This window comes from Chromobacterium sp. FG22 (assembly GCF_057809415.1).
In genome coordinates this window covers 52,902-73,610 of the sequence record NZ_JBMDJX010000022.1, presented here as the reverse complement: position 1 = coordinate 73,610, position 20,709 = coordinate 52,902, and the positions used below count along the sequence as shown (strand labels likewise).

The window sequence follows — 20,709 nt, the reverse complement described above, 5'->3', positions numbered from 1 at the left end:
TAGGCATGCAAAAGGAAAGCGCCTGGAAGGCGGTGTTGCTGTTGGCCCGGTTCGCGTTGGCGGCGGCGTTTTTGTCGGCGGTGGCGGATCGCTTCGGCTTCTGGGGCCATATGGGCGAGCTGGGGGTGTCCTGGGGAACGATGGAGAACTTCTATCGCCATGTGGCCAAGCTGTGCCCGTGGGCGCCGGCCGGTCTGATTCCGGTGCTGGCCTGGGCGGTGAACGCGCTGGAGGCGGTGTTGGGCGTGACCCTGCTGCTGGGCGTGCAGTTGCGCGCCTCCGCCTGGATCAGCGCGGCGCTGCTGCTGGTGTTCGCCCTGAGCATGGCCGCGTTCCAGAGCCTGAAGCTGTCGCTGAATTTCAGCGTGCTCACCTGCGCCGCCTGCGCCGCGCTGGTGTACTTGGCCAGTTCGCTGGAAGCGGCGCCGGGCGCGCGCCGCGTCTGAAGTTTCCGGGCGCGGCCGGGCCGCGCCCGCTTCCTGTCCTTATCCAAATTTAGGAGTGTTGATCATGAGTAGCTTGCGTCTTGCGTATTACGAATTGTCCCCGGAACTGCTGCAGGGTTTCCGCCTGGTGAAGCAGGGCCTGGAAAAGAGCGTGCTGGGCCTGCCGCTGATCGAGCTGATCTATCTGCGCGTGTCCCAGATCAACGGTTGTTCCTTCTGCCTGAACATGCACACCAAGGCCCTGCGCGAGCGCGAGGAAAGCGACCGCCGTCTGGCGGAACTGGCCGGCTGGCGCGTCAGCGCCCAGTTCAGCGAGCGCGAGAAGGCCGCGCTGGAATGGGCGGAGGCGCTGACTTATGTCGTGGACAGCCACGCCGACGACGCCGCCTATCTGCCGCTGAAAGCGCATTTCAGCGATCAGGAGATTTCCGATCTGACCTTCGCCATCGCGCTGATGAACGGCATGAACCGGCTCGCCGTCGGCATGCGCCAGTAAGCGCCTGACCAGGGGTCCGCTCGCGAGAGCGCGAGCGGGCTCGCAGACAGTCCACCCACCCGCCTGGCCGCAAGCGGCGGGCTAAACCAACGCCAGCAGACACACACCGACATGGACCACCTGATTAAAAAGCAAGCCTGGGACGCGCTGTTCAACGATCCGGAACTGGGCGCCGGCAATTTCCTGTTCAAGGCCCACGCCGCCTACGGCGGCAGCCGGGAAGACTATCTGTTCCTGGAAAAGCCTTTTATCGGCCCGCGCGGCAACGCCTATCAGTCCTTTTCCCTGGACAGCCTGTTCCATCTGGTGAGCGATCTGGCGGCCTGGTACCGCCAGCAGGGCATCCAGGCGGGGCGGCATGTCTGCTTGTTCCTGGGCGACGGCATTCCGTCCTTCCTGCATTTCCTGGCGCTGGGCAGCCTGGGCTGCGTGCCGGTGCTGATCAACGGTCATCTGCGCGCCGACATCGCGGCGCTGTACGCGCAGCGCAACCGCTTCGACGTGTTCGTCTACGACAAGGAAACCGACGCGCGCTGGGACCTGGCCGGCGCGCTGCGCGGCCTCACCGCGCTGGACGCGGGCTTTAACGCCGGCGCGGCGGTGGCGCTGGCGCCGCTGCCGGCCTCCGGCTGGCCGGCGGCGGTGAAGGACGAGGACATCGTGATGGTGTGCCACAGCTCCGGCACCACCGGCATTCCCAAGGCGGTCTTGTTTGGCCACGCGCAGTTCTTCAACGGCAAGCGCGAGCGCCTGCGCGGCTTTGTCGAGCAAGACGAGGACAAGCTGGCCACCGCGATGCCGCCCACCCACGCGGCCGGCGTCAGCTATCTGATGACGGCCACCATGCTGCAATTGCCGGCGCTGGCGCTGGCGACGCAAACCGGCCAGGTGGCGGCCAATCTGATCGCCAGCTTCCAGCCCACCATCGTTACCGCGTTTTCGCAGACTTACGCCTCCTTCGCGGAACTGAACCTGCCGGACGGCTATTTCGACTCGGTGCGCCGTTATTACAACACCGGCGACACCGCGCACGAGGCGCATATCCGCCAACTGCTGCGCCTGGCGCCGCGGGGCCGCTTCACCGATATGTTCGGCGCGTCCGAGCTGGGCATGTCGCAGTTCTTCAAGGTGTCCACGCCGGAACAGGTGGCCAGCAAGCGCACCGTGGGCGCGGCGGCGTCCTACGCGCGCTGCGATGTGCTCACCCCGCAGGGCGAGCTGCTGCCGGACGGCCAGCCGGGCTATATCGGCGTGCGTTCCCCCACGGTGACGCCGGGCTATTACGGCCAGCCGCATCTGACCGCGCTGACCACGCTGAACGGCTACTGGCTGACCGGCGACATCGGCCTGCGCCTGGACAACGGCGAGTTCGTGCACCTGGACCGCATCGTGGACGCGGTGCCGACGCCGCTGGGCGAGCCGGCCTACACCTTGCTGCTGGAAGAGCATTTGCTGAGTCATGCGGATCTGTTCGACGTCAGCGTGATCGGCGTTTCGCGCGGGCCGACGCGCGAAGAGGCGGTGCTGGTGCTGGCGCGCGGCAAGGCCGGCGCGGCGCTGGACGCGGACGAGGTGCTGCGCCAGGCGCTGGACTGCTTCCCGTTCAAGGGCCGCGGCGCGCTGCCGGACTACACCGTGTGCGTGGGCGTGCTCGGCGACGATTACGCGCTGCCGGTGGGCTCCACCGGCAAGGTGCTCAAGCGCGTGGCGCGCGAGCAGTTCTGGAGCTGGCAGCGCGATTACGACGACGGCCTGCGCGAGGTGTTCAGCGCGCTGCGCTGGAACCAGTCCCTGGACCGTCAGCCGGAGGCGGCGGCGGAGCCGCAAAGCCTGCTGGATTACCTGAGAGGCTGACCGATGGCGACGACGGAGCACCTGGAAGCGCTGGAGCAGGCGTTTCAACAGCGGATAGATGGCGGCGAAAAGATAGAGCCGCAGGACTGGATGCCGGAGGCCTACCGCCGCACCTTGCAGCGGCAGATGGCGCAGCACGCCCATTCCGAATACGTGGGCATGTTGCCGGAGGGCGCCTGGATCACCCGCGCGCCCAGCCTCAGCCGCAAATGCATCCTGCTGGCCAAGGTGCAGGACGAGGCCGGCCACGCCCAGTATCTGTACAGCGCGCTGGAGAGCCTGGGCCTGAGCCGGGAGCAGGCTTACGGGCAGCTGCTGGCCGGCGAGGCCAAGTACCTGAATATTTTCAATTATCCGGCCTTGAGCTGGGCGGACGTCGGCATGATCGGCTGGCTGACCGACGGCGCCGCCATCGTCAACCAAGTGCCCTTGTCGCGCTGTTCCTACGGCCCGTACGCCCGCGCCATGGTGCGCATCTGCCAGGAGGAGAGCTTCCACCACCGCCAGGGTTTCGATCTGGTGCGGCGGCTGGCGGAGGGCACGCCGGCGCAGCGGCGGATGGCGCAGGACGCGCTCAACCGCTGGTGGTGGCCGACGGTGATGGTGTTCGGCCCGCCGGACGAGGATTCGGTGCACTCGCAGCGCTCGATGCGCTGGGGCGTCAAGCTGTATTCCAACGACACCCTGCGCCAGAAGTTCGTCGATCAGACCGTGCCGCAAGTGCTGCACCTGGGCCTGACGGTGCCGGACCCGGATCTGCGCTTCAACCCGGACACCGGGCATTACGAGATCGGCCGCATCGACTGGGACGAATTCAACCGGGTGATCCGGGGCCAGGGCCTGTGCAACCGCGAGCGTCTCGCCAGCCGTCGCCGGTCCTGGGACGAGGGCGCCTGGGTGCGAGAAGCCGCCGCCTGCCACGCCGCCAAGCTGGCGGCGGGGCCGCAAGGAGAACGAGATGCATGAGTGGAAGCTGTGGGAAGTGTTCGCGCGCAGCCAGAACGGCGTGGCGCACCGCCACGTGGGCAGCGTGCAGGCCAGCGACGCGGCGATGGCGCTGCAGCACGCGCGCGACGTGTTCACCCGCCGCGGCGAGTTCGTCAGCCTGTGGCTGGTGGCCGCCGAAGACCTGGTGAGCAGCGGCGAGGTGGAGCGTGCACCGTGGTTCGAGACCGCGGCGGACAAGGGTTTCCGCCACGCCACCTATTACGAGGTGCCAGAGGGAGTGCAACACCTGTGACCCTGCATCCGGAATTGAAAAACCTGCGCGCGGAATACCTGCTGCGCCTGGGCGACAACGCGCTGATCCTGTCGCAGCGCTTATGCGAATGGTGCGGCCACGCGCCCACGCTGGAAGAAGACCTGGCGCTGAGCAATGTGGCGCTGGACCTGCTGGGCCAGGCGCGGCTGTGGCTGGACGCCGCCGGCCGCGGGCTGACGCCGGCGCAGAGCGAGGACGATCTGGCCTATGGCCGCGACGCCCAGGCCTTCCGCAACGTGTTGCTGGTGGAGCTGACCCGCGGCAATTTCGCCGACACCCAGATGCGCCAGTTCCTGTTCGACAGCTGGCATTGCCTGCTGCTGCGCGAGCTGTCGGATTCGGTGGACGCGGAAGTGGCCGCCATCGCCGCCAAGGCGCTGAAAGAGGCCACTTACCACCTGCGCCGCAGCAGCGGCTGGGTGGTGAGGCTGGGCGACGGCAGCCGGCAAAGCCGCGAATTCTGCCGGTTGGCGCTGGAGCGCTGCTGGCATTACGTGGGCGAATTGTTCGAGATGGACGAACTGGAGCAGGCGATGCTGGCCCAGGGCGTGGGCTGCGATCTGGCCGCGCTGTACCCGGAATGGCTGGCCTACGTCAACGAAGTGCTGGCCGCTGCCACGCTGGAGCCGCCGCGCGCGGCGCCGGCGGTCAGCGGCGGCAAGCGCGGCGCGCACGGCGAGGCGCTGGTGGCCCTGCTGATGGAGATGCAGTTCCTGACCCGCGCCCATCCGGGAGCCGGCTGGTGAGCCGGGTGCACGGCCTGGAGGTGCAAAGCGGCACCGAGCGCGTCTGGGAATGGCTGGCCGGCATTCCGGACCCGGAGATGCCCTATGTCTCCATCGTGGACCTGGGCATCGTGCGCGACGTGCGCTGGGAGGACGACGCGCTGCGCGTGGTGGTGACGCCCACCTATAGCGGCTGCCCGGCCAAGGCGCAGATAGACAGCAATATCCGCCAGACCCTGCAAGACCGGGGCGTGGAGGCGGTGCGGCTGGAAACGCGGCTGCACCCGGCCTGGAGCACGGACTGGCTCAGCGAAAGCGGCCGGTCCAAGCTGCGCGCCGCCGGCATCGCCCCGCCCTTGCCGGCGGAGCCGGGCTGGCAGCGCTTGAGCTTCGTCGCCGTCGCCGCGCCGCGGGTGCCCTGTCCGCGCTGCGGTTCCGACGCCACCCGCCCGCAGGGCGAATTCGGCGGCACCGCCTGCAAATCGCTGTACCAGTGCGAGGCCTGCCGCAATCCGTTCGAGCACTTCAAGAGTTTATGAGGAAGCCGTCATGCCGCAGTTTTACCCTTTGCAGCTGACCGAGATCCAGCGCGACACGCCGGACAGTCTGCTGTTGACGCTGGAGCCGTCGGAAGAACACCGCGACCGCTTCCGCCACGAGCCGGGCCAGCATCTGACCCTGCGCGCCTGGCTGGACGGCGAGGAAGTGCGCCGCAGTTATTCGCTGTGCAACGCGCCGGACGCGCCCAAGCTGCAGCTGGCGATCAAGCGGGTGGCCGGCGGCCGCTTCTCGCAATGGGCGCACGCCAGCCTGGGGCCGGGCGCGATGCTGGAGGCCTTGCCGCCGTCCGGCCGCTTCGGCCTGCCGGCGGCGCCGGAAACGGCCCGCCATTACGCCGGTTTCGCCGCCGGCAGCGGCATCACCCCGGTCTTGTCCATCTTGCAGGCCACCTTGCTGCGCGAGCCGCTCAGCCGCTTCACCCTGGTCTATTGCAACCGCAACCTGGCCTCGCTGCAGTTCCGCGAAACGTTGGCGACGCTGAAGGACCGCTACCCGGCGCGTCTGTCCCTGATCTATCTGTTCAGCGCGGAAGAGCAGGACATCGAGCTGTTCAACGGCCGGCTGGACCGCGAGCGCTGCCTGGCGCTGCTGCGCGGCTGCCTGCCGGCGGCCTCCATCGACCACGCCTACGTCTGCGGCCCGGCCGGCATGATGGCGGCGGTGAGCCAGGCGCTGAGCGAGAGCGGCCTGCCGCCGGAACGCGTCCGCAGCGAACACTACGCCGCGGCCCCGACCGCCGGTCCGGCCCGCGCCGAGCGCGCGTTGGCGGACAGCCCGGAGCGGGTGCGGGTGACGGTGAGGATGGACGGCATGCAGCGCCAGGTGGAACTGGGCGCGCCGGTGGACAACCTTTTGGACGCGCTGCTGCAAGCCGGCGTCACGCCGCGCTACTCCTGTAAGGCCGGCGTTTGCGCCACCTGCCGCTGCCAGGTGCTGGCCGGCGAAGTGGACATGGAGGCGCCGCACGCATTGGCGCCCGAGGAGGTGGCCGCCGGCTATGTGCTCAGCTGCCGCAGCCGCCCGCTGACTTCAACACTGGCGCTGTCATTCGACTGATCCGCGCCTAAGGACACACATCATGACCTCTCAAAACGCCCTGTCCCGCTGGGCGCTGACCCTCTATTGCCTGGCCACCGGGTTTTCCGTGGCGGCGGTGGTCTACCACCAATCGATGACGCAGCTGATCGCCGTCTCCTTCGGCCTGTCCGCGGACTCGCTGTGGGGGCTGTCGGTGGCCACGCAGTTCGGCTACGGCGCCGGCCTGATCCTGGGCTTGCCGCTGGGCGACATGATCGCGCCGCGCCGGCTGATCCCCGCCGCCATGCTGGCGCTGGGCGCGGTGCTGCTGCTGGTGGGCATCGCCCCGTCGCCTTGGCTGATGGTGCTGCTGTGTGGCCTGGCCGGCCTGCTGTCCATCGCAGGCCAGCTGTTGCTGGCCTACAGCGCCAAGGCGCTGGCGGCGGAGCAGCGCGGGCGGGTGGTGGGCAGCCTGCTCACTTCCTTGTTCGCCGGCCTGCTGCTGGCGCGGGTGCTGGCCGGCTGGGGCGGCGAGCACATCGGCTGGCGCGGCATCTATCTGACGGTGGGCGCCCTGACCTTCGTCATCGGCCTGGCGCTGCGCGGCTGCATCGGCGAGGTGCCGCTGGCCGGCCAGCTGCGCTACGGCCGCATGCTGAGCCAGCAGGGCGCGCTGTGGCTGAAGCTGCCGGAGCTGCGCCGGCTGGCGCTGGTGGCCGCCTGCTTCTTCGCCGCCTCCAACGGCATCTGGGCCAATCTGTCCTCGCTGACCCACGCCACCCTGAACTGGAACGCGGGCCAGACCGGCCTGCTGGCCTTCACCTCCATCGCCGCGCTGCGCGCGCCGTGGCTGGCGCAATGGCTGCAGCGCCGGCTGGACTGGCACGGCGTGATCGCGCTGCTGGGCGTCGGCATCGCCGCCACCTCGCTGGCCGGCGTCTGGCTGGGCAGCCAGGTGCTGATGATCGTGATCTTCCTGATGGTGACCGATCTGGGCGTGCGCTCGGTGCAGACCATCGCCCAGGGCCGGGTGCTGGGCATAGACCCCGCCGCCGCCTCGCGGCTGAACAGCCTGTTCATGACGGTTTTCTTCTTCGGCGCCGCGCTCGGTTCCTGGTTGGGCGGCGTCGCCATCCACCGGCTGGGCTGGGCCGGCATGTATCTGTTCCCGGCCGGCTGCGCCGCCGCCGGGCTGCTGTTCCTGAGCTGGCGCAACCCGGCGCTGCGCTTTGCCCGGGCCTGATTTCGCAACACCGCAACACCTGGACGCCGCGGCGCTTTCCGCGCCGCGAACCGCACACTTCGATTGGGAGATGGACATGGAAGCATTGTTGGAAAAAAGCGGCAGCAAGACCCCGTTGATCGCAGGCATGAGCCTGATCTGGGCCGATTGGCTGAAAGAAGAAGACCTGCAGGGCCTGGTGGAACACCCGCTGCTGCAAGCGCTGGAACGCAATGAGGCCAGCCTGGCCGCCGTGCGCACCCTGCTGGTTCAGCACAGCCATTACTCGCGCCACTTCACCCGCTATCTGTGCGCGCTGATGGGCCAGCTGAGCGACCCGGCCGACGTGATGGCGCTGATGGAAAACATGCGCGAGGAGATGGGCGTGGACGGCGGCAGCGCCATCACCCACGCGGAAATGTTCCAGCGCACCTTGCGCGTGGTGGGCGCCGCGCCGGCCTCGCACGCGCCGCTGCCGCAGACCCTGGCGATGGTGGACACCATGATGGGCCATTGCCAGTCCTCGGACGCGCTGGCCGGCCTGGCCGCGATGTGCCTGGGCGCGGAAGCCATCGTGCCGCTGATCTACCGCCCCATCCTGCAAGCGCTGCAACACCACGGCTTCGGCGAGGACGCCACCGAGTTCTTCAGCCTGCACATCGAGGAAGACGAAGACCACGCGCTGACCATGCTGGCCATCATGCAGCGCCTGACCCTGGACCAGGACGCGCGCCGCGAGCAGGCCATCGCCGTGGGCCGCGAGCTGATCGCCCGCCGCGTGGCGATGTTCGACGCCATCTGGGCGCATTGCCAGGCGCAGCCGGCCGCCGCGCCCGCCGCGGCCCCGGCCGGCCATTTCTCCTCCGCCGATTTCTGGCGCGTGCCCAGCCAGTTGCAGGCCCAGTTGCCGGCGCGGCTGAGCCATGAGCAGGTGATGGCGGCCAGCCAGGGCGGCGACCAGGCCTTCTCCTCCGAGCGCAAGCACAAGGTGCACATCGTCGATCTGCCCAGCCGCACCATCAGCCTGACCATAGGCCGGCTGGAAGAGGGCGAGTCCACCCGCCTGCACCGCCACAACTACGAGACGGTGATCTACGTCACTCAGGGCCAGGGCTATTCCCGCATCGGCGACCGCCAGGTGCCGTGGCGCGCCGGCGACGCCATCTACGTGCCGGTCTGGGCCGAGCACCAGCACGTCAACACCGGCGCGGAGGAGTGCGTCTACCTGGCCTGCGAGAACGCGCCCTTGTTGCAGAACCTGGGCGGCATCGCGCTGCGCGAAGAACTGAGCGCCTGAAGCCCGGCCGCGTCTCCCGCCCCCCGCCCCCCGGGCGGCGCGGCCCGCCAGCCTTGCCCGGCGCAAGCGGCTCTTGCCGGGCGGGCTTTTCCCAATCAGCACCCGATAAACGAGATCACGATGCTGACACTATCCAAAGCCTGGAGCCCAAGCAGCTGGCAGGCGAAACCGCACACACAAATGCCCGATTACGACGACGGCGCCGCGCTGCATGCCGTGCTGTCGCGTCTGAGCGCCTATCCCAATCTGGTGCCTTCCGCCGAAATCCGCCGGCTGCGCGCCGCGCTGGCCGGCGTGGCGCGGGGAGAGGGCTTCGTCATCCAGGCCGGAGACTGCGCCGAGCGCTTCGCCGGCCTGCGGCCGGACGTGCTGGGCGGCCACTACCGCCTGCTGGAACGCATGGCCGCGGACCTGGGCCAGGCGCTGCAACGCCCGGTGCTGCGCATCGGCCGCATCGCCGGCCAGTACGCCAAGCCGCGCAGCCAGCCGCAGGAAGCGCTGGGCGGATTGAGCCTGCCCAGCTATCGCGGCGACATCATCAACGGCGTGGAATTCGCCGCCGCCGCGCGCGCCCACGACCCGCAGCGGCTGGAATCCGCCTATTTCCACGCCGCCGCCAGCCTCAACTACCTGCGCGGCCTGGACCGCGAGGCCGCGCCGCGCGACAGCGGCTACTACGTCAGCCACGAAGCGCTGCTGCTGCCTTATGAACAGGCCCAGCTGCAGCAGGACGAGCGCGGCGACTGGTATTGCGGCTCCGGCCACTTCCTGTGGGTGGGCGAACGCACCCGCCAGCTGGACGGCGCGCATCTGGAATTCCTGCGCGGCGTGAACAATCCCGTCGGCGTCAAAGTGGGCCCCGGCATGGAGCGCGAGGAACTGCTGCGCCTGATCGACGCGCTGAACCCGGACAACGAGGCCGGCCGGCTGACCCTGATCACCCGCTTCGGCGCGGCGCAGATCCAGCGCCTGCCGGCGCTGCTGGACGCGGTGCGCGCCGAAGGCCGCCAAGTGCTGTGGCTGTGCGACCCGATGCACGGCAACGGCGTGCAAGCGGCCAACGGCGTGAAGACCCGGCGCTATGAAGACATCCTGGCCGAGGTGGAGGCCTTCCTCGCCGCCCACCGCGAATGCGGCAGCCACGCCGGCGGCGTGCACCTGGAATTGAGCGCCCTGGACGTGACCGAATGCCTGGGCGGACCGGAGGCGCTGGCCGAGGAAGACCTGGGCCGCGCCTACCACAGCAGCTGCGACCCGCGGCTCAATCCGCGCCAGGCGCTGGCGCTGACAGACCGCTTGATCGCCGCGCTGACCCAGCCCTCCGGCGCGGCGGCGCGGCCGGCGCAAGACGTCGCCGCGCCGGAACCGCTGATCAATCTGGCCGAACGCCTGGCCGCCAGCCGGCCGGACAGCGACCGGCTCTGCTTTGTCGGCCCCGGCTTCAGCCTCAGCTACCGCCAGCTCAACCGCGCGCTGCGCCGTCAGGCCGCCTGGCTGCAAACCGAAGGCGTGGCCGCCGGCGAGCGCGTGCTGATCGCGCTGGACGACGGCCCGGAGCTGGCAGTGGCCTTTTACGCCGCGCTGGCGGTGGGCGCTTTGCCGGTGGTGGCCAATCCGCGGCTGGACGCCGCCTCGCTCCACCACCTGCTGGCCGACGCCGCTCCGGCGCTGTGCCTGGGCCAGTCCTCGCAGATCGCGGTGTGGCCGGCCGCGGCCAAGCTGCGGCTGCTGGACGCCGGCGCTCATCTGGAATGGCTGGCCGGCGACAGCCCCGACGACGATTGGGACGATTTCGCGCGCCAGCCGGAAGACGCGCCGGCGCTGATCCAATACACCTCCGGCAGCACCGGCCAGGCCAAGGGCGTGGTGCACAGCGCCCGCTCCATGCTGGCGGTGTGCTCGCACTTCGCCGCCGGCCAGCTGCGGCTGGGCGCGGACGACGTGTTGTACTCGGTGCCCAAATCCTTCTTTGGCTACGGCATGGGCAACAGCCTGTTCTTCCCGCTGTATCTGGGCGCTTGCGGCGTGCTGGACGGCGCCTGGCCGTCGGCCGAACGCGTGGCCGGCGTGCTGCGCCAGTTCCGCCCCACCGTATTGTTCGCCGTGCCCACCCTGTACCGGCTGCTGCTGGAACACGGCCTGGAGCCGTCCGACGTGGCGATCCGGCTGGCCTTCTCCGCCGGCGCCCCGCTGTCCGCGCCTTTGGCGCGGCGCTGGCGTCAGCGTTTCGGCTTTGATCTGCACGACGGCATCGGCGCCACCGAAATGTGCCATGTGTTCGCCACCAGCTATCCGGACGCGCTGCGCGCCGGCAGCGTCGGCCGCATGTTGCCGGGCTGGGAGGCGCGCATCGTCGACGCCGACGGCCGGGACGCGCCGGCCGGCGAATGCGGGGTGCTGCTGGTCAAGGCGCCCAGCCGCGCGCTGGGCTACTGGCGGCGTCCGCAGGAGGAGCAAGAGCGCTTCCAGGACGGCTGGTATCGCACCGGCGACCTGTTCAGCTGCGACGAGCACGGCTATCTGAGCTTCCACGGCCGCGAAGACGACCGCTTCAAGGTGTTCGGCCGCTGGGTGGTGCCGGTGGAAATCGAAAACCTGCTGGCCGCGCTGCTGCCGGAACTGGGCGACGCCTACGTGGTGGCCGCGCCGGACCGCGACGGCGAAGCCCGCCCGGCGCTGATCCTGCGCGCCGGCGACGACAGCGAGGCGCTGGTGCGCCTGGTGCACGCCACGCTGGAAGCTCATCTGGAAAGCTATAAGCGCCCGGCGCTGGTGCTGGCGCTGGAGGAGATTCCGCTGAACAAGAACGGCAAGCCGGACCGGCGCGCGATGGCGCAGCTGGCCGCCCGGGAACAGGCGGAGCGCAAGGAGGAAAAAGTATGCTGAGCGAAGAGGCCTTTCTGCGTTACGGCGACCACGGCTTCAGCCTGGCGCCGCTGTGGCGGACCCTGCCGCTGCCGGCGGGCGCGGACCCGCTGGCGCTGTACCAGGCGCTGGCCAACCAGGGCCAGGACTATCTGTTTGAAACCGGTCACTGGCGGGACGGCGCGTTTCAGCGCGCCTATTCGGTGATTGGCCTGCCCTGCCGCGAGCGGGTGGAGCTGGACGAGGGCCGGCTGCGCCACTGGCGCGACGGCCAGCTGCTGCGCGAACTGGAGTGCGCGGACCCGCTGGCGGAACTGGCCAAGCTGCAACAAGGCTGGCGCGCGCCGCACTTCAGCGCCTTGCCGCCGTTTTCCGGCGGCCTGTTCGGCTATTTCGGCTTCGAAACCACTCGCCTGATCGAGCCGCGGCTGCGCCGCCAGCCGCGCAAGCCCTCCGGGCTGGCGCTGCCGGACGCCTTGCAATGGCTGAGCCTGGACTTGCTGGTGTTGGACCACCAGCAGGCCAGCGTCTACTGCATCGTCCACGAATCTACCGAGGCGGCCGGCTACGCGCGCGGCCAACAGCGCTTGCTGCGGTTGTGCGAGCAAACCCGCGCGCTGCTGGCGGAGCCGTCCGCGCCGCCGCCGGCTTTCGCCGCGGACGCGACGGCGGACCCCGCCTTGGATTACGCCTTTGCGCGCGAGGACTTCCAGCAGGCGGTGGGCCGGATCAAGGACTACATCGCCGCCGGCGACGTGATGCAGGTGGTGTTGTCCCAACGCATGAGCCAGCCCTTCGCCGCCGACGCGCCCACTTTGTACCGGGCCTTGTCCGGCCTGGGCGAAACCCCCTACCGCTACCTGCTCAATCTGGGCGACGCCCAGATCGTCGGCGCCTCGCCGGAAATGCTGTTCCGCCAGCAAGACGAGCGGATCACCAGCCGGCCCATGGCCGGCACCCGCCGCCGCGGCGCGGACGCGGCGGAAGACCAGGACTTGCGCCGCGAACTGCTGGCCGATCCCAAGGAAATCGCCGAACACATGATGCTGGTGGACCTGGCGCGCAACGATCTGGGCCGGCTGGCCGAGCTGGGCAGCGTGCAAGTGGACGAACTGCTGACCGTGGAGCCCTTCTCCCACGTCATGCACATCGTTTCCACCGTGTCCGGCAAGCTGCCGCAGCAGGCGCAGGCGCTGGACGTGCTCAAGAGCACCTTCCCGGCCGGCACCCTCAGCGGCGCGTCCAAGGTGCGGGCGCTGGAAGTGATCGCCGAGCTGGAGCCGCATTCGCGCGGCGTCTACGGCGGCTCCATCGGCTATATCGGCTGGCGCGGCAACGCCGATCAGGCCATCACCATCCGCACCGGCGTGCTGCAAGACGGCCGGCTGCACGTGCAGGCCGGCGCCGGCGTGGTGCAGGACTCGCTGGCCGAGCGCGAATGGCAGGAAACTCTGGAAAAAAGCCGGTTGATGCTGCTGGCGGCCAAGCTGGCCGCGGCGGCGGCGCGGCAAGAGGAGGCGATATGCATTTGATGATCGATAACTACGATTCCTTCACCTACAACGTGGTGCAGTACCTGGGCATGCTGGGCGCGGACATCATGGTGAGGCGCAACGACGAGATCAGCCTGGAGGAGATGGAAGCGCTGCGGCCGCGCTCGCTGATCGTCTCGCCCGGCCCCTGTTCGCCCGCCGAGGCCGGGGTGTCGCTGGCGGCGATTCGCCGCTTCGCCGGCCGCCTGCCCATCCTCGGCATCTGCCTGGGCCACCAGTGCATCGCCGCCGCCTTCGGCGCGCAAGTGCGCCGCGCCGACGAAGTGCTGCACGGCAAAGTGTCGCGCATCCATCACGACGGCGAGGGCCTGTTCGAAGGCCTGGCCGACGGCCTCAAGGTGGCGCGCTACCACTCGCTGGTGGCGGACGCGCTGCCGGAAGAGCTGGTCGCCACCGCCTGGGCGCTGCGCGCCGACGGCGGCCGGGGCGAGATCATGGCGCTGCGCCACCGCAGCCTGCCCATCCACGGCCTGCAATTCCATCCGGAATCGGTGCTGACCGAACAGGGGCTCAGCATGCTGGGCAATTATCTGCGGCTGGCGGAGCGCGCCGCGCAAGCGGAAACCGAAGCCGTCTGACACACACAAGGGGCGGCCATGGCCGCCCACGCGAAGAAAGCGACAAGATGCAAGACCCCCATTTTTCCAAGGCCTACCCGATCCGCTTCTCCCACTGCGATCCGGCCGGCATCGTTTACTTCCCGCAATACCTGGTGCTGAGCAACTGGCTGGTGGAAGACTGGTTCACCGAAGGGCTGGGCATCAGCTTCGCCGACTTCATCGGCCCGCGCCGGCTGGGCCTGCCCATCGTCAAGCTGGACTGCGAATTCCTGCGCCCGTCCCGCCAGGGCGACCAACTGACGCTGCAGCTGCGCGTGGCGCGGCTGGGCGGCAGCTCGCTGACCCTGGACATCGAAGGCCACGCCAACGGCGAACTGCGGCTGCGCTGCCGCCAGGTGCTGGTGCACATCTCGCTGGACAGCGGCGCCGCCATCGACGCTCCGGCCGACGTGCGCGCCGCCTTGAGCGGCTTGATGGAGGAGGCGGCGGCATGATGCAAATTCTGCAACCGCCGGAATGGGCGCGCCCGCGCGGCTACGCCAACGGCATCGCCGCGCGCGGCACCCTGGTGTTCACCTCCGGCCAACTGGGCTGGGACGCGGAAGAAAAGCTGGTGGGGCCGGGCTACGCCGAGCAGGCGATCCAGATCCTGAAGAACATCGTGGCGGTCCTGGCCGAGGCCGGCGCGCGGCCGGAGCACCTGGTGCGGCTGACCTGGTATGTGTCCGACCGCGACGCCTATTTCGCCGAGGCCCGGGAAGTGGGCCGCGCCTACCGGGAGCTGATCGGCCATTTCCCGGTGATGAGCGCGTTCCAGGTGGCGTCCTTGATGGTGCCGGGGGCCAAGGTGCAGATCGAGGCGACGGCGGTGATTCCGGATTGAGGCTTGCTGGGCCGGGCGGGGCCCTTGGGCGACGCCCGCCAAGCCCCGCCGTTTTCAACGCTGTATCGACGACGCGCGGCAGATCGTAAACAGGTTCTCAGCCGCCCGACGGCAAGGACCGGCCTTCCAGGCATAGGCGCAGATTCCGCGCCTGCTGCGCGGCCTGCTCCGGCGTGGCCACGTTGGCGAAGCCGAACAACAGCCCCTTGCCGCAATCCGCCTCCAGCGCCCGCGCTGACAGCGCGGCGATGCCGAAGCGCTCGCGCTTGGCGCGTTGCGCCAAGGCGATGTCGTCCTCCGAGCGATCCAGCCGCGCCAGCAAATGCAGGCCGCAGGCCGGCACGTCGAAACTCATCCGTTCGCCGAACGCCTGCCGCAGACTGGCGATCACCAGCTCGCGGCGCTGCGCGTAGGCGGAGCGCATCTTGCGCAGATGGCGGATGAAGTGGCCGTCCTGCATGAAATCCACCACCACCCCCTGATTCAACAACGGGCAGCCGTCGTGCCAGGTATGGCAGGCGGCGTTGAAGCGCGTCAGCAGGGGCTTGGGCACCACCAGATAGGCCAGGCGCAGCGCAGGGCTCAGCACTTTGCTGAAGCTGCCGACGTAGAGCACGTTGTCGTTGGCCCCCAGGCTGGCCAGCGCCGGCTGTGGCCGGCCGTCGTAGCGGTATTCGCTGTCGTAATCGTCTTCGATGATGAAGGCGTTGTTGTGCTCGGCCCAGGCCAGCAGCTCCAGACGCCGCACCAGGGACAGCGACACTCCCAGCGGGCTTTGATGCGCCGGGGTCACCAGCGCGAAACGGGCGTGCGGCGCCCTCTCCTTGGCGACGGCCACCTGCATGCCGTCCCGGTCCACCGGCACCGGCACCAGCTCCGCGCCCATTTCCGCCATCAGGTGGCGGCTGGGCGGGAAGCAGGGGTCTTCAATCCACACCTGGTCCAGCGGCCGCAACAAGGTGCGGCCGATCAAATTCAGCGCGCCGCGGTAGCCGGCGGTGATGAAGACCTGTTGCGGCGAGCAGTCCAGCCCGCGCGACAGGTGCAGATAGGCGGCGATGGCCTCGCGCAGCGGCCCGTAGCCGGCCGGCTGAGGGTAGGACAGAAAACGGTTTTGCAGCCGCAGCTGGCGGGTGTTCAGGCTGGCCCACAGCTTGCGCGGGAACAGGTCCAGCGCCGGCAAGCCCAGTTGATAGGGCAGGGGCTGCCAGTCGGAGGCGGAATCGAACAAGGACAGGCTGGCCGGGCGCGGCGCCGGCGCGTCCGCCGGGCGGGGCTGCTGCATGCGCACTTCCGCCAGCCGCGGCGACACCACGGTGCCGGCCTGGCCGCGCGCCTCCAGATAACCTTCGCCTATCAATAATTCGTAAGCCAGCTCCACGGTATTGCGCGACACTTGCAGCTCGCCGGCCAGCGCGCGTATGGACGGCACCCGTTGTCCCGGCGTCAGGCTGCCCTGGCTGATGGCCTGGATGAAGCGTTGATACACTTGGCGGTACAGCGGCAGCGCGTCGTCCTGACTGGATAGCTCCGGGGCGGCAAGGCCGGCGCTCACGTCGGCGCTCCCGCGCGCGGACAGGGGGATAAGAAGGGGGCTTGCGGCAACTGAGGCATGGCGGCTTCCTGAAAGCGGTTTAGTTTGAAAGTCGATAGCCGTTGCAGAATCAATTCTGACATTTGCTGTCATCATTAAAAACAAAACAATATGCCTATGTCAAATTAAGATTCCGCGGCCGCGCCCTCAGACCGGGGAAACATCCGCCCGGCGCGGCGGTCAAGCATTAGACGCGACGAATTCATTGAGGCAAGGAGAGCAGTGTGTTGACCATGGGGTTTCTGAGCTGGTTGTTCGGCGATGAGAATCTGATGTCCCTGCTGGCGCAGAACTGGGCGCTGGGGGTGTGGATCGTAGCAGCCATCGTGTTTTGCGAAACCGGTCTGGTGGTCTTGCCCTTCCTGCCCGGCGACGGGCTCTTGTTCGCCACCGGCGCCTTGCTGGGCGCGCAGGGGGTGTCGCCGTGGTGGCCGATGGGGCTGATCACGCTGGCGGCCATCCTGGGGGATTTGCTGAATTACAGCATCGGCCGTTCCGCCCTGGGGCAGACGCTGATCCGGCGCGGCTGGGTCAAGCCCCAGCATCTGGCCAAGACCCAGGCTTTTTTCGACCGCTACGGCGCGCCCACCATCACCATCGGCCGTTTCGTGCCCATCGTGCGCACGGTGGCGCCGTTTCTGGCCGGCTTGTCCGGCATGTGTCCGCGCCGCTTCGCCTGCTACAACGTGTTGGGCGCGGTGATCTGGTGCGGCGGGCTGGTGTCCATGGGTTACTGGCTGGGAGCGATTCCGTGGGTGCAGGACAATATGCTGTGGCTGGTGCTGGGCATGGTCGCGCTGCTCTTGCTGCCGCCCTTGTGGCAGTGGCGGCGCAGCCGCCGGAACGGCTGATTCCGGCTCAGCGCGGTCCGAGCAGCTGTTGCAGCGCGGCCGCCGCGGGCGCGCCCTGGATTTTTTGCAGCCGGCCCTGGGCGTCGCGGTAGAAGGAGGCCGGGGTGGCGAACACGCCGAAGCGCTCCATCAGCCGCTGGTTGACCGCCAGTTTGGCGCCGACGGCGGCCGGCGGCTTGGCCAGCGGCCGCACCGAATCGCCGGCTTCGTGGCGCGCCAGCGCGGCGGCCGGGTCCGGCGCGGCCAGGAGGGCGGCGGCCTTGGCCGGGCTGTCCTCGGCCAGCAGGCCCACCAGGATGTGGCGGATCTGGACCTTGCCGGCCTGGACCCAGGGCCGGGCGTCCCGCCAGAGCTGCCGGCAATACGGGCAGTTGGGATCGGTGAAGGTGTAGACCACGCGCGGGGCCCCGTCCTTGCCGTCGGCGATCCAGTGGCTGCTTTCCAACTGTCGCCACAGCGCGGCGCCGAACTGTCGGTCCAGCAGCTCGGGCTTCCATTTGTCGCCGCGGGCGTCGGTGACGTTGCCGACGATGGCCTGTCGGCCGTCCGGGGTCAGGTAGACGGCCTGCGGCCGGCCCAGGTAGAGCGCGGCGTAGCCGGTCAGGCCGGAGGGGCCGGGAAAGCTGCTCAGGACTTCATAGCCCTGGGCTTCCAGCGCCTGAATGGGCGCCGGCCAGGCTTGGGGCGGCGCGGCGTGAGCGCTCAGGCTCAGCCAGAGCGCCAGCGGCGCCAGGCCGCGGATCAGCGGTGCGTTCATGTTTATTCCTTGGAAGCGGGCGCGCCGCCCAGCAATTGCAGCTTGCTGGCCAGAGTGGCTTCGGACAGTTCGCCCAGATGTATGGTTTGCAATTGGCCGCGGGCGTCGAAAAACAGCGTGGTGGGCAGCGCCGCCGAGCCGTACTCCCGGCCCAGGGCGCCGGCCGGGTCCAGCAGCACATGCCGGAGCCGAAGCGGCTGCTTGTGGAAGAACTCGCGCACCGCGACTTCGTCCTCGCCCTGGTTGGCGAAGACGAAGCGCACGTCGGTCCTTTGCCGCTGGGCGTCTTGCAGCAGCGGCATTTCCCGCAGGCAGGGCGGGCACCAGCTGGCCCAGAGATTGAGCACCATGGGCTTGCCGCCGGCCAGCGCCGGCAGCGAGGCCGGGGCGCCGTCCAGTTGCGGCAGCACGCGGGCGGACAGCGAGGCCTTGGTTCGCCCTTCTTGCAGCGCCGCGCCGCCGGCCCAGACCAGCGCGCCGCTCAGGATGGCGACGGCCAGCGGACGGCGCAGCTCCGGCCGACGCCAGCCGCGCCACGCGGCCAGGGCGAGCGCGGCGGCGACGCCGGCCCAGGGCAGGAAGCCGCCGTCGCGCAGATCCAGCACCGCCAGCGGCCGCTGCGAGTACAGCGAAAACCAGTACAGGACGAAGCCGACGCGCGCGGCGACGAAGCCCCACAGCAGCATGTCGTTGAGGTGGGCCGCCACGCTGACGCGGCGGCCGCGGCCGGCGAGCAGGCCGGCGCCGTGGGCGGTGAGCCAGGCGGCGGCGATGATGGCCAGGCTGACCGGAATGGCCAGCGGGCCAAGGTTGAAAGCAAGCATGGTTCAGTCCTGTGCCGCGCGGAGCGGGGTGGCGGAGGCTATTTTTTTAAACGTTTGAATAGACTGGGTCCTTTCCAAAAGATTCAGCGGGCCCGCCGCGCCTGGCTCAGGCGTTCGAGAAAGGCGTCCGGGCCCAGCGCGCCGACGATGCGCTGGGCGCGGCGCTCCTGGCCGTCCGGGCCGATCAGCAACAGCGTGGGCGGTCCTATCACCTGGCGCGAGGCCAGCAGCGCGGCGCTATCCGGGCCGGATTCGGTCACGTCGGGCCGCAGCAGCGTCATGCCGGCCAGCGCTTGTCGCACGAGGGGATCGCCAAACACCTTGTGCTCGATTTCCTTGCAGGCCACGCACCAGTCGGCGTAGTAGTCCACCAGCGCCCACCGGCCTTGGCGCGCGGCCTCGTCCAGGCCCTGTTGCAGCGCGCGGACATCGCGCACGGTGACGAAGCCGAGTTGTTCCATGTCGGTGGCGGGCGCGGCCGCGGAGGAGACGAAGGCGAGCGGCCGCAGCGGATCGCTTTGCCCGGCGGCCGCGCCGATCAGCATCGCCGCCGCCCACAGGCCCAGCAGCGCCGCCGCGCCGCGCAGCGTCCATTGGCCGGGGCTGGCGCGCCAGGGCCGGCTCAGCGTCAGCAGGCCGACGGCGACGGCGAACAGCCACGCGCCCCACAAGGCCAGGCTGGCGGCCGGGGGCAGCACGCGGTCGAGGAACCAGATGGCCATGCCCAGCAGCAGGAAGCCGAACACCGCTTTGACCCGGTTCATCCACAGGCCGGGACGCGGCAGCAGTTTGGCCCCCAGCGCGCCCACCAGCAAGAGCGGCACGCCCATGCCCAGGCCCATGGCCAGCAAGGCCAGGCCGCCTTTGAGCACGTCGCCGCTGTCGCTGATGTAGAGCAGGGCGCCGGCCAGCGGCGCGGTCATGCAGGGGCCCACCAGCAAGGCGGACAGCACGCCCATCGCCGCCGCGCCGCCCAGGGTGCCGCCGCGCTGGCGCTGGCTGGCCATGGCCAGCCGGTCGCGCAGCACCGCCGGCAATTGCAGCTCGTAAACGCCGAACATGGCCAGCGCCAGCAGGATGAACAGCGCGGCGAACAGGCCCAGCGCCCACGGCGTTTGCAGCGCGGCCTGAAGATTGGCGCCCATGCTGGCGGCCAGCGCGCCCAGCGCCGCGTAGGTCAGCGCCATCGGCAGCACAAAGGCCAGCGCCAGGACCAGGCCGCGTCGCGGCGTGGCGCCGCTGCCGACGATCAGGCTGCTGAGAATGGGCACCATGGGCAGCACGCAGGGGGTGAAGGTCATCAGCAGGCCCAGGCCGAAGAAGGCCAGCAAGACCCAGCCGACGCCGGATTGCGCCAGCCGCGCCGCCAGCGCCTGGTCTTCGCCCAGGGCCGGCGCGGCGGGGGCCGTGCCGGCAAGCCCCGCCGTGGCGGTTTTAACGGCCTGGCCGCCGCCGGACAGCTCGACGACGCGATGCTGCGGCGGATAGCACAGCCCGGCTTCGGCGCAGCCCTGCCAGCTCAGCGCGAGGCGGCGCGCCTGGCCGGCCCGCACCAGCAGTTCCAGCCGCTGGTAATACACCTCGGATTCGCCAAAGAATTCATCATGGATGGTCTTGCCGGCCGGCATCGCCGGCGGCGGGACGCTGCCGGCGGGTTCGGCCGCGATCTTGATATTTTTGCGATACAAATAATAGCCGTCGCGGATGTCCCAGCGCAGGCGGACCTGGCCGTCGCCCAGCTCGCTGACGCTGAGGCGGAAGGCTTGTTCCGGCGGCAGAAAGCCGGTTTGCGCCTGGACGGTGGGCATCCAGAGGAAAAGCAGCAGCAACAGGCTGCGGAAAATAAGCGGCATTGCGGTCTCCATGGCGATGAATGCCCACAGCCTGGGCGCCGGGGATTAAGCCGCCGTTAACAATGGGATAATCCGTTGCCGGCAAGCTGG

At 69.4% G+C, this 20,709-nt stretch carries 20 protein-coding genes; 16 read left to right on the top strand and 4 right to left on the bottom strand.

Annotation, left to right across the window (positions count from 1 at the left end; genetic code table 11):
• Positions 1 to 5: 5 nt before the first annotated feature.
• The 15 genes from ACODSD_RS18905 to ACODSD_RS18835 all read left to right on the top strand — a co-directional run bounded on the left by ACODSD_RS18905 (position 6) and on the right by ACODSD_RS18835 (position 14,740).
• Positions 6 to 446, top strand: a complete 441-nt coding sequence (locus ACODSD_RS18905) for a MauE/DoxX family redox-associated membrane protein (RefSeq protein WP_227106219.1) — start codon at positions 6 to 8, stop codon at positions 444 to 446.
• Between the two features lie 64 nt (positions 447 to 510).
• On the top strand, positions 511 to 942 hold the full coding sequence (locus ACODSD_RS18900) for a carboxymuconolactone decarboxylase family protein (RefSeq protein WP_019104277.1): 432 nt from the start codon (positions 511 to 513) through the stop codon (positions 940 to 942).
• A 111-nt stretch (positions 943 to 1,053) separates the two neighbouring features.
• Positions 1,054 to 2,796, top strand: a complete 1,743-nt coding sequence (locus tag ACODSD_RS18895; RefSeq protein ID WP_107801429.1) for a class I adenylate-forming enzyme family protein — start codon at positions 1,054 to 1,056, stop codon at positions 2,794 to 2,796.
• Between the two features lie 3 nt (positions 2,797 to 2,799).
• Positions 2,800 to 3,762 (top strand): 1,2-phenylacetyl-CoA epoxidase subunit PaaA, encoded by a 963-nt coding sequence (gene paaA, locus ACODSD_RS18890; RefSeq protein WP_107801430.1) that lies wholly within the window; start codon positions 2,800 to 2,802, stop codon positions 3,760 to 3,762.
• The gene (gene paaB, locus ACODSD_RS18885) at positions 3,755 to 4,036 is read left to right on the top strand and encodes a 1,2-phenylacetyl-CoA epoxidase subunit PaaB (RefSeq protein WP_019104274.1); all 282 of its coding nucleotides are present in this window, start codon (positions 3,755 to 3,757) and stop codon (positions 4,034 to 4,036) included. The genes paaA and paaB overlap by 8 nt, the downstream gene beginning before the upstream one ends.
• A complete protein-coding gene (gene paaC / locus ACODSD_RS18880) occupies positions 4,033 to 4,803 on the top strand; it encodes a 1,2-phenylacetyl-CoA epoxidase subunit PaaC (RefSeq protein WP_488878034.1) in 771 nt (256 codons plus the stop codon). The genes paaB and paaC overlap by 4 nt, the downstream gene beginning before the upstream one ends.
• Entirely contained in the window at positions 4,800 to 5,321 is a 522-nt protein-coding gene (gene paaD / locus ACODSD_RS18875; RefSeq protein WP_227106221.1) for a 1,2-phenylacetyl-CoA epoxidase subunit PaaD, read from the top strand. The genes paaC and paaD overlap by 4 nt, the downstream gene beginning before the upstream one ends.
• A gap of 10 nt (positions 5,322 to 5,331) precedes the next feature.
• Positions 5,332 to 6,399 (top strand): 2Fe-2S iron-sulfur cluster-binding protein, encoded by a 1,068-nt coding sequence (locus ACODSD_RS18870; RefSeq protein ID WP_488878033.1) that lies wholly within the window; start codon positions 5,332 to 5,334, stop codon positions 6,397 to 6,399.
• A gap of 22 nt (positions 6,400 to 6,421) precedes the next feature.
• The gene (locus ACODSD_RS18865; protein ID WP_488878032.1) at positions 6,422 to 7,603 is read left to right on the top strand and encodes an MFS transporter; all 1,182 of its coding nucleotides are present in this window, start codon (positions 6,422 to 6,424) and stop codon (positions 7,601 to 7,603) included.
• A gap of 76 nt (positions 7,604 to 7,679) precedes the next feature.
• Complete coding sequence (locus tag ACODSD_RS18860; RefSeq protein ID WP_488878031.1) at positions 7,680 to 8,879, top strand: iron-containing redox enzyme family protein; 1,200 nt, start codon at positions 7,680 to 7,682, stop codon at positions 8,877 to 8,879.
• A gap of 120 nt (positions 8,880 to 8,999) precedes the next feature.
• On the top strand, positions 9,000 to 11,765 hold the full coding sequence (locus tag ACODSD_RS18855; RefSeq protein WP_488878030.1) for a 3-deoxy-7-phosphoheptulonate synthase: 2,766 nt from the start codon (positions 9,000 to 9,002) through the stop codon (positions 11,763 to 11,765).
• Positions 11,759 to 13,276 (top strand): anthranilate synthase component I family protein, encoded by a 1,518-nt coding sequence (locus ACODSD_RS18850; RefSeq protein WP_107801435.1) that lies wholly within the window; start codon positions 11,759 to 11,761, stop codon positions 13,274 to 13,276. Before ACODSD_RS18855 ends, ACODSD_RS18850 begins: the two co-directional genes overlap by 7 nt.
• Positions 13,267 to 13,875, top strand: coding sequence for an anthranilate synthase component II (locus ACODSD_RS18845; protein ID WP_227106229.1), 609 nt, complete (start codon positions 13,267 to 13,269; stop codon positions 13,873 to 13,875). Before ACODSD_RS18850 ends, ACODSD_RS18845 begins: the two co-directional genes overlap by 10 nt.
• Positions 13,876 to 13,922: 47 nt before the next feature.
• The gene (locus ACODSD_RS18840; protein ID WP_253314713.1) at positions 13,923 to 14,351 is read left to right on the top strand and encodes an acyl-CoA thioesterase; all 429 of its coding nucleotides are present in this window, start codon (positions 13,923 to 13,925) and stop codon (positions 14,349 to 14,351) included.
• On the top strand, positions 14,348 to 14,740 hold the full coding sequence (locus ACODSD_RS18835) for a RidA family protein (protein ID WP_081549478.1): 393 nt from the start codon (positions 14,348 to 14,350) through the stop codon (positions 14,738 to 14,740). Before ACODSD_RS18840 ends, ACODSD_RS18835 begins: the two co-directional genes overlap by 4 nt.
• A 97-nt stretch (positions 14,741 to 14,837) precedes the next feature.
• Here the strand turns inward: ACODSD_RS18835 and pdxR are convergent, their stop codons facing one another.
• A complete protein-coding gene (gene pdxR / locus ACODSD_RS18830) occupies positions 14,838 to 16,295 on the bottom strand; it encodes a MocR-like pyridoxine biosynthesis transcription factor PdxR (protein WP_488878029.1) in 1,458 nt (485 codons plus the stop codon).
• A 272-nt stretch (positions 16,296 to 16,567) separates the two neighbouring features.
• Between pdxR and ACODSD_RS18825 the strand changes: the two genes are divergently transcribed.
• On the top strand, positions 16,568 to 17,185 hold the full coding sequence (locus ACODSD_RS18825; RefSeq protein WP_227108502.1) for a VTT domain-containing protein: 618 nt from the start codon (positions 16,568 to 16,570) through the stop codon (positions 17,183 to 17,185).
• Between the two features lie 7 nt (positions 17,186 to 17,192).
• Here ACODSD_RS18825 and dsbG read toward each other — a convergent pair whose 3' ends face one another.
• The 3 genes from dsbG to dsbD form a co-directional block, all read right to left on the bottom strand.
• Positions 17,193 to 17,942: a thiol:disulfide interchange protein DsbG gene (gene dsbG / locus ACODSD_RS18820; RefSeq protein ID WP_107801439.1), complete on the bottom strand. Its 750-nt coding sequence runs from the start codon at positions 17,940 to 17,942 to the stop codon at positions 17,193 to 17,195.
• 2 nt (positions 17,943 to 17,944) lie between these two features.
• Positions 17,945 to 18,766 (bottom strand): TlpA family protein disulfide reductase, encoded by an 822-nt coding sequence (locus tag ACODSD_RS18815; protein ID WP_488878028.1) that lies wholly within the window; start codon positions 18,764 to 18,766, stop codon positions 17,945 to 17,947.
• An 83-nt stretch (positions 18,767 to 18,849) separates the two neighbouring features.
• Positions 18,850 to 20,619 (bottom strand): protein-disulfide reductase DsbD, encoded by a 1,770-nt coding sequence (gene dsbD, locus ACODSD_RS18810; RefSeq protein WP_235085210.1) that lies wholly within the window; start codon positions 20,617 to 20,619, stop codon positions 18,850 to 18,852.
• Between the last annotated feature and the right edge of the window lie 90 nt (positions 20,620 to 20,709).